Annotated in this window: 4 protein-coding genes and 5 pseudogenes; 4 read left to right on the plus strand and 5 right to left on the minus strand. The window is 60.0% G+C overall.

The window, feature by feature from the left end:
- Window positions 1-342: pseudogene (locus XI08_RS10450) on the minus strand (Wadjet anti-phage system protein JetA family protein); the annotation flags it as partial.
- 499 nt (window positions 343-841) lie between these two features.
- Between XI08_RS10450 and XI08_RS10455 the strand changes: the two are divergent.
- On the plus strand, window positions 842-1,093 hold the full coding sequence (locus XI08_RS10455) for a helix-turn-helix domain-containing protein (protein ID WP_161533401.1): 252 nt from the start codon (window positions 842-844) through the stop codon (window positions 1,091-1,093).
- The gene (locus XI08_RS10460) at window positions 1,093-2,412 is read left to right on the plus strand and encodes a type II toxin-antitoxin system HipA family toxin (protein ID WP_271574347.1); all 1,320 of its coding nucleotides are present in this window, start codon (window positions 1,093-1,095) and stop codon (window positions 2,410-2,412) included. Before XI08_RS10455 ends, XI08_RS10460 begins: the two co-directional genes overlap by 1 nt.
- Window positions 2,413-2,698: 286 nt before the next feature.
- Here the strand turns inward: XI08_RS10460 and XI08_RS10465 are convergent.
- Window positions 2,699-3,460 (minus strand): annotated as a pseudogene (locus XI08_RS10465) (transposase); the annotation flags it as partial.
- A 47-nt stretch (window positions 3,461-3,507) separates the two neighbouring features.
- On the opposite strand from XI08_RS10465, the pseudogene XI08_RS10470 reads away from it, so the two are divergent.
- Window positions 3,508-3,768: pseudogene (locus tag XI08_RS10470) on the plus strand (transposase); the annotation flags it as partial.
- 294 nt (window positions 3,769-4,062) lie between these two features.
- Here the strand turns inward: XI08_RS10470 and XI08_RS10475 are convergent.
- Window positions 4,063-4,514: pseudogene (locus XI08_RS10475) on the minus strand (transposase); the annotation flags it as partial.
- A gap of 810 nt (window positions 4,515-5,324) precedes the next feature.
- On the opposite strand from XI08_RS10475, the gene XI08_RS10480 reads away from it, so the two are divergent.
- Window positions 5,325-5,531 carry a hypothetical protein gene (locus tag XI08_RS10480; protein WP_271553256.1) on the plus strand — a complete coding sequence of 69 codons (207 nt, stop codon included), beginning with the start codon at window positions 5,325-5,327 and terminating at the stop codon, window positions 5,529-5,531.
- Window positions 5,532-5,572: 41 nt separating this feature from the next.
- On the opposite strand, the pseudogene XI08_RS10485 reads toward XI08_RS10480, so the two are convergent.
- Together XI08_RS10485 and XI08_RS10490 are read right to left on the minus strand one after the other, a co-directional pair.
- Window positions 5,573-6,074, minus strand: a pseudogene (locus tag XI08_RS10485) (IS66 family transposase zinc-finger binding domain-containing protein); the annotation flags it as partial.
- A 211-nt stretch (window positions 6,075-6,285) separates the two neighbouring features.
- Entirely contained in the window at window positions 6,286-7,962 is a 1,677-nt protein-coding gene (locus XI08_RS10490; RefSeq protein ID WP_271574348.1) for an outer membrane beta-barrel protein, read from the minus strand.
- Between the last annotated feature and the right edge of the window lie 482 nt (window positions 7,963-8,444).

Raw genomic sequence — 8,444 nt, forward strand, 5'->3', positions numbered from 1 at the left:
AAGCCATCCCCAGGCAAGCAGCCGGGCGTACAGTTGTCGGGCAAGACCGAGCGCCTTGTCGCCCTTCTCGGAAGCGAGCGCGACGTCGGCCTTCCGGATCCGGCGGCGTCCCGCGGAGATCATTTCCGGCAGGCTGCCCAAATCATCGCCCTCGTTCCAGAGGACGGGGTTGGCTCGCATGACGTCGTAGATGGCGTGGACCACCTGCTGCGGGGTCGGAAACGACGGCGCGCCTGAAAAGAAGCGCTCGTGCAGATCGAGCAGACACGCTGCGTACAGGTGCTTGTGATCGCGCGAAAAAGCTAGAAAGGCGTCGTCATGCAAATGGCGGAACAAGGTCAATGACGCGGCTCCTGGGCCCGACTTCATCCTGAGTTGGCGGCGCTAAATGCACGGCCTGCCGGGCAAAATGTTAGTGAGAGTGGGTCTTGAAAATACAACCGGAAGATCAGTTCTTAGTATGTTCTAATATAGCTTTCCAGCTCAATCGCTGTCGAGACCCCAAAGGTCCGATCGGAGCTAGTGTCCGGTCTCAGATCGGGAACAATCCGGCCTCAAGTCATTGAATTTGTTGTTGTTACTATTGCAGCAAAATGGATACAAGGAGTTGCTTGGCACGATAGTGATACGAACGTTCGACATGTCGGAGGAGGCTCTCGAGCCACCAGCTCTACATCGATCATCAGCTTTAGTTTTGTAGTAATTTCAATGAGAGCGGCAGTGGGATCGGGGTTTCATACGCAATTGCGTATAAACCGAAATATACGCGAAAACGTATAATAAATAGATATTCGCGGTCGCGTATATTGACAAATTATACGCGTTTGCGTATCATCCCTTTATGGATACGATCGCCCGCACTCCGCAACAAGTTGGCGCCGGGATCAGGCGCTACCGGCGGCAGAAGAAGCTCACCCAGGGGGACCTCGGTGAGAAGATGCATGCGCGTCAAGCGACGGTCTCGAAGCTGGAGGCCGGTGAACCTGCAACGCAGCTGCGCATCTTGATGGATGCGCTGGCCGCGCTCGACCTCGAGCTGGTCATCCGGCCGCGCACCAAATTGACGGCTGAAGCGATTGAGGATCTGTTCTGATGGCGCGTCGCCCTGCCCGTGCGCCGCTCAACGTCTACCTCAACGCACGGCTGGTCGGGCGGCTACGGCGCGAGAGCAGCGGCGCAGTCGATTTCCAGTACGACAAGCAGTGGCTCGCGTGGGAAAATGCCATCCCCGTTTCCGTGTCGCTGCCATTGCGGGAGGATCGTTATATCGGCGATCCCGTCGTCGCTGTTTTTGACAATCTTCTGCCCGATAATGACGACATCCGCCGACGCGTCGCCGAACGTGCGCATGCTGATGGCGCCGACGCTTACAGCCTGCTCTCCGCAATCGGCCGCGATTGTATCGGGGCGCTGCAATTCCTTCCCGACGGTACCGCCGCCGGCGCCGCCGGCGCGATTGATGGCCGCGCCGCTAGCGATCAGGAGATCGCCGCCATTCTCGGCAATCTTGCCAGCAATCCGCTCGGCATCGGCCCCGACCAGGACTTCCGCATTTCTCTCGCGGGCGCGCAGGAAAAGACAGCGCTGCTTTACTGGAAAGACAAGTGGCACGTGCCTCATGGCACGACCGCAACTACGCACATTATCAAGCCGCAGATCGGGAAGTTGCCGAACGGAATCGACCTGACCGGCAGCGTTGAAAACGAGCATCTGTGCCTTGAGCTGGTTGCGGCACTCGGCTTGCCTGTCGCCAAATCAAGCATCATCGATTTCGCCGGGCGCCGCGTGCTCGCAGTTGAGCGGTTCGATCGCATCTGGACGCGCGACGACCGCCTGTTGCGGCTGCCGCAGGAAGACTGCTGCCAGGCGCTGTCCGTTCCACCCGCGCGAAAGTATGAATCCGATGGCGGACCCGGCATCCGCAAAATCTCGGATTTGCTCAAGGGCAGCGATACGCCTGAGGACGACCAGACCATTTTCTTCAAGGCGCAGATCGTGTTCTGGCTGCTTGCCGCCACCGATGGCCACGCGAAGAATTTTAGCATTCATTTGGCGCCGGGCGGACGTTTTCATCTTGCCCCGCTTTACGACATCATTTCGACCCAACCAAGCTTGGACGCTGGACAGATCAGCCAAAACCAAATGAAGCTGGCCATGGCGATCGGCAGCAACCGGCATTACGTCGTCCACACGGTTCTCGGCCGACATTTCGTGCAGACTGCGAAAAGCTGCGGTCTACCCGACAAAACAGTCAAGGTTGTCATCCAGCAGCTCGGCGATACAGCCGCAAAAGCCATAGATCAGGTGCTGAATGCGCTTCCAAAAGGATTTCCGGAGAAGATGGCCATATCGATTGCTGATGGCGCAAAGCGCCGTGTGAATTCGCTGGCTGTGCTCAAGAGTAGTGAATGATCGCCGGTTTGCGCAAGCGTACGATGCCCCCCGTGAACGGTGGCAGGAAGACCGGATCTACCAATCCAAACCTGGAAGCTGCCTACCAGAGGAGCAGCAGCGCGATCAGCAACAGGGAGCGTCGCCCGAAAGCAGCCAACCAGCGGCTCAAGAAACGGGCCCGGTTCAAGAACGGCGATTGCCGCTCTCCTTCGACGGCGAGCGGCCCGCGCCGTCCGTATGCAAGCTCCAACAGCGACTGCGTTTCCAAACTAGGTATTTAGTCCCGGCATTTGCTGGAGCGGATTAATTGCGGCTCGATCATCTCGCCTTCGTTCGTTTGTCCAGTTGTGACCGCGACGTCCAGAATGACGCCGACGTTGTCATCGACGGCCGTATGCTGCTTGTAAGAGGACTCCAGCCGCCGGTTGCGGGCATTCGTGGCCATCGTTGCATCGGGATCGGTCCAGCAGATCTTCTTGTACTTGCCGCTCTGTCGGGCCGTTCTCTCAGCCTCGCTTTCATCCTCGCTTTGATTTTCGCTCAGTACATCCAGCACATGCTGTTCGGTGAGGCTGTCCCAACTCACGTTGGCGCGGATCAGCGACGCATCGATGTGGACCACCTCCGCTGTGGCGATCTTGGCCTTCAGGCAGGCCTCGACCGTGCGTTTGAAGATCCTACGGAACCGCTCTTCGCCCCAGCGCTGGCGGATGCGCGTCAGGCTTGAATGGTGCGGTAGCTGCTCGTGCAGGCCATAACCAGAAAACCAGCGAATGGCGATGTTGACTTGAGCCTCACGCATCAGCGTGCGATCGTGGACGATGCCGGTGAGCAGACCCGCGAGCATCAGCCGTACCGCGGCTTCCGGATCGATGCCTGGCCGACCGTCGCTCGCGCAATAGCAGTCGGAGACCTCTTCCCTTAGCCAAGACAGGTCGAGCACACGATCGACCCGAGCCAGCACGTGCTCATCTGGGACAAGCTGTTTGAGCGAGCCAGTGATAAAGAGCTCAAGCTGATCCCGCTCCTTGTGCCCAGCATCTCGTTTGCTCCGCCGATCGCGAATCGCCGACAAGAACGGAATCAGTCAATTCGGACTTTTTCAACGATCCCCGCGTGCACTTCATGCGCGACGCGCTGGCGCATGCCGGCAAGAGCGGGCGGCGCGTCGTCTCCGCCTTCATCGCTACTGCGTTCGCCCAGGACGATGCCGAAGCCGCAACAGCGCAGTGGCGGAAGGTCGCCCATCAGCTCCGTCCCAAGCTGCCCAAGCTCGCCGGCTTCCTCGACGAAGCCGAGACCGACGTGCTCGCCTACATGACCTTCCCGCCGCAACACCGGACCAAGCTGCACTCGACGGATGAGATGGACAAGCGATTCTTCATGCCGAGACGACGACTGCGGAGATCGCTGTAAGTCTGCGCTGCGGGCATTCTTCCGTCCCGGCACCGATCTCGCAGCCGCCGCGCGCAGGGGCGGTCAAGGCTGGCCGCATCTGCGGCCACCGCAAGGCTTGGCCTTGACCGGCCCGAGCACGGCGGCACGCTGGCAGCGGAACGGAACTGCATTCCTGGCTAGAACTTGCCATCAGCCGCGATTATGGTTGTTGGGCGCGGGCGTACCTCGTGGCGAAGCGTGACGCGTCGGTTGCAAGCGTCACCGGACTGCCTATTTTGTCCTGCCGAACTGAGGCGCCTGCGCGCCGGTTTTTGGGTGCCGCGGCTTCCATTGCGACACGAATCGTTCGTAGCTTTGCTCGGCCTGGGCGGCAATCAACATCTCGCGGTCGCGCAGCGCCTTGATGTTGTAGGCATAGGCTGGTCCACGGCGGTTCCCTTTCTGTTGTGGATGTCCGGCTTGAAGTTGCATCGCGCGGGTCTTGTTGGCGACCAGCGCCGGGCGCGCCCACAGGTAATCCTCGCCTTTGTCAGCAAATGCCAGCAGAGCACAGTGAGCTTCCGCGCCACGGCCACCGCGGCAATCTGCTGGCCGCGTCGGGCGCGGATGCGCACGAAAAAGGCATGCAGTGGACCGGGCGCCTTGGCCGCTGCCCAGGCCGCCTCAACCAGCATGGCGCGCGCATGACTGCGGCCGATCTTGCTGATACGGCCGTGGTGGGCCTGCAAATCTGCCGCGGTCGCCTCAACTACCGGATTTGGTGGGCTCCAAGGAGCAGCGCCTTGTAGGCTGGCCTGTTTGCTGTACCCGCGGAGACCAACTGCCGCGCCTTGGTCGCTTCCCTTATTCACGAGAACTGGAGCGTAGCGGCTTCAATCGGCGTAGATGTGGCCTAGCTGCTAGCAAGTCTCTCTTTCTCGTTGGAATCGAAGGCTGGATTGATGGCGGATTGGGAGACGATCCATTTTCCATTATGACCGTGATCCCAAGCTCATTTTTCGTCTCCCCCCTTGCTGCGTTGAGTGCTGCGACCGTTTGCGTTTGATCGACAAACGAACCCTCCAAATAGAGTGTCGTCATGGTCCAGACTCCCGGGAGACCAGCCGCACTCGATCGCATTTGTAAGAAAGCGCTCGTGGCGGGTCTAGCCTGGCCTCTTTTAGATCGTACGAGGCAATAAATTTGGGCATCATGGTTGCTCCACTCTGCGGCGCACACGCGGACTTGGAGGCACGCGGACATGACTCGGCGCCGTGGGGAGTGAGAACCCGACGCTGTCCCTACCGCGCCCGCGCTGCCAGTGAAGTTGGCGGCGGTGACTCGGCGCTCACGCCTCCGGAAGCGCTTGTCCCTACCACGCGCTGCAAACTTCGGTGGCCAGCCTTCGCCCCTGGATAAGCGAGACCGACCACCGCGGCGCCCCGAGAGGCTCAATTCCCAAGGGTGCTACCAAGCAGTATCGCTGAGAAGGACTGGAAGCACCTACCAGGATTGGTTGGTGCCGATCTAATGTGGCCTGGGGCAAATGCGCCATGGCGACTGAATTTGATACGATTTTTGATGTGATTGAGCGTCACCGCGAGCTTTCCGTGCAGCACGCCGCCGCGGTATCGGTATCCGCGAAACTTGGCGCAGGTCCCGAGTTTGATGCCGCCGACGCGATCAGCGAGGAAAGAAGGTTGGCTCTCGAGGAGTATGCAGACGTGCTCACTCCAAGCCGACCACGCTTGCGGACGTGATCGCCCTGAGCCGCTACGTAGCCAGGCTACCGGGTTGGCTGACGGTCGATGGCGATGCCGTGCGTCGCCAACATCTGCGCCTGGCGATAAAGCGGCAAATGCCAATGATACTTGGCATCGATCACATGCGCTGACCAGCCGCTCCGTGGGCAGTGGTCGGGCCCGGCATGCTGGAGGACGACGCCATGACAAGCGCGGCAGGCCAGTTTGGGCCGGCGAGCGACGATTACGCGATACTGCGCCGGTACGACGTCGAGCCTCTGGCTCTCATCGCTCCCAATTTTCAAAAAGGACGCCTGCGCAGCACGGGCGGCAGGTTGCAGTGGGCATCAGGGTCTCGACGATGTGCGGCAAATACTCCGGCAGCTGACCGCGGTTGGCTGTGCGCTCGGCAGTTCGCTTCTCGCAGGTTCTTGGATTGGCGTGATCCTCGGCTGCTTCGAGAGCCGCGACGGCCTCTTCGATGTCCTCCAAAACAGGCTGTAGTTGATCAGCGTCCAGCTTTTCCGACGATCGACCGAACTGCGCATCTTTCGCAAGCTTGCGCCACGCTTACGGCCTACTGGGTTAGCGCGATGTCGGATCGCAGCCAATCAAAAAGGCAACTGCAGCTAGTTCTTTGCGCTGCCGTCCTCACGTGACGAGGTTCGCTAATGCCAATATTGCCGGCGTCTAGATGGCGCGGAGGTGGATGGCCACTACCAAAGCTTGGGGGGCGTCGAAAGCCTGGAGCTTGGCTATAGGTGTGATCTTTTCAATCGAACCTATAGGACGCCTGAAAGAACGTACCCCAGCGCTCCATGCTGTGCTTCGCAAACATGGGTGGTGCACCAACGCAGCCGCTGCCGCTGCACAACGTGTCGCTCCGCCTGTTGGTCCACATCGCCCAATAGCGGCCACCGACGCCGACGCTGAAGTTCTTGGTAATGAAGTAGGACAACACGCCTTCGAGCTGGACGCCCCCGCCACCATTGCCCCGTTGCTCAGCGAAGGTGGTCATAGGGCGCAAGAGATGGTTGTCACGCCCCTTGAAATCGGTCCAGGGCAGGTAAGCGACGTCAGCGTTCAAACGCCAACGCTCGGTGAGCATGGTTTCGGCGCTCAGGCCGATCCGAGCTGCATTCCACTGAGTATTCTGGCTGCCAATGACCCTGTCGTCGTCCGGCGCCAAGCATGGACGCGGGCGAGCTATCTGTACACACCCCCTCGAGTCGGAGTTCTGTTCGTAGTAGGTCCAGCCGATAAATCCCCCGACCTTGTAGTTGGCGGCGCGCAGGAAATCGTAACCGGCATCGGCCGTGTAATAGGTGAACCTCCCGTTTGCCTGGCCATGGATCGTGTTGCTATAGGCGCCGCCCCAGTCTTCATCGTTCATGTTTCCTTTGTTGAAGCGACCAACCCCAACGTTGCTCTTCAGGAACACTCCCCACGGGCTGTCGAGACGGCCAAATAGCTCCCCGGAAAGTCCGTCAAGTCCGTGATAGGTGAGCCTCGATCCAAGAATGCTGGGGTCATCAAGGCCGACTGCGCTGTGGTCCCATTGGAAGCGTCCCCGGCTGAGCCAGAGCCGCGATCCGCCTTCGAACGACCAACCGGCCGTGTAAGCAATCGGCGGCGCGCTGGCGGGGGCTTTTGCGTACAGCGGTGCATCGGGCCATTGCACCGCCCACGGGTCGGCGCCAAAATGGTAGTTCAACCCGATCTTTCCGATGTGATAGCTGCTGGAGAGGCTGGTTATGTTCGCCGGAAGAATTGCGAACGGCGGATTCTGCACCGTCGGAGGCGTTGCGACACTCGGCCCGCCGAAATGGAGATAGTCATACTCGACGTTGATCGACCATGCAGGCGTAAGCGCTTGCTCGACGCCCAGCCCGATGACGCCACCGAGGCGACCATAGTCGAAATGGGTTTTCTCCTGTGGCGCGCCGCCTTCATCGTTGTTGACGACGTCGCCTCGATTTTTTTGCCAGGCTACGCCAGCCTTGAGATAGGCCAGTGTGTGGCCCAGCGCGCCAAACGCGTAACCGATGCGGCCGGTCCCGGTGGCAAAGACGTTGGGACCTGCCTTGCAGTTTGCACTCACGACAAAGCCGGAGGCGGCGAGGCAAGTATTCGTGCCGTCTGAGACAGCACCGCTGGCATCGAGTTCGACACCAAAGACCCAACCGTTCTTCTGCCAATTGTAGCCGACCTGGCCACCCGCGAGAAACACTGGGGTATCGACGACAACGCCATAGATTGACTGACCGTAGGGATTGCTGAAGGAGGTTCGGCCGTACCCGCCGCCGAGGTGCCCGCCAATATAGCCTCCCGACCAGTTCCACACCGCGGGCGGCAGTTTCACTTCTGGCTCAAGTTCTGCCGCATTCGCAGCACCGTTTGCGACGAGCGCAATTGTCGTGGCTCCTACCAGAAATACTCCAGATCGCATCCAACACTTCCCTGTATTGTCTCGGCCCACGACCGAGCGCCCTTAAGTTATCGCCGCAGCAAACCGTCGGAGCGGACTAGACACTGACAGCGACGCGCGCCGAGTCCGTCCCGAAGACCATCGCACTGCGATTGGTGATGATGCCGCAAAGAGAGCAAGTCGCGTGCCGAAGTGAATTCACAGGCTATACAGGCACTTCGTCGCGGCGTTTAGCGTCAAGTTGCTCACATTGGTCTCGATTCCGACAAGGGCCACGTTGCCCGAGAGTGGCCCGCTCGCGCGCTGAATGTGTACGCGCGGTGGCGCGTGCAGACCCGGCCCGTGTGATTTCAACAGGAAGCCCTCTGCGCTTCCCCGACTACGGCGCTGTGTCGCCGTTGATTTAATTTCACCGAGTCCTACTGATGGGACTAGGGTCGAGACTCAATTGAGCCAATATGCGACGAGAGCGGCGAGATGAACAGCGGCCAAAAAATTACGGC

It is taken from the genome of Bradyrhizobium sp. CCBAU 11361 (genome assembly GCF_028128935.1).
Lineage (GTDB): Bacteria > Pseudomonadota > Alphaproteobacteria > Rhizobiales > Xanthobacteraceae > Bradyrhizobium > Bradyrhizobium niftali.

Excerpts from the sequence above, each read along its gene's own strand:
- XI08_RS10455 (WP_161533401.1), top strand. The coding sequence starts at position 842 with ATGGATACGATCGCCCGCACTCCGCAACAAGTTGGCGCCGGGATCAGG.
- XI08_RS10460 (WP_271574347.1), top strand. The coding sequence starts at position 1,093 with ATGGCGCGTCGCCCTGCCCGTGCGCCGCTCAACGTCTACCTCAACGCA.
- XI08_RS10480 (WP_271553256.1), top strand. The coding sequence starts at position 5,325 with ATGGCGACTGAATTTGATACGATTTTTGATGTGATTGAGCGTCACCGC.
- XI08_RS10490 (WP_271574348.1), bottom strand. The coding sequence starts at position 7,962 with ATGCGATCTGGAGTATTTCTGGTAGGAGCCACGACAATTGCGCTCGTC.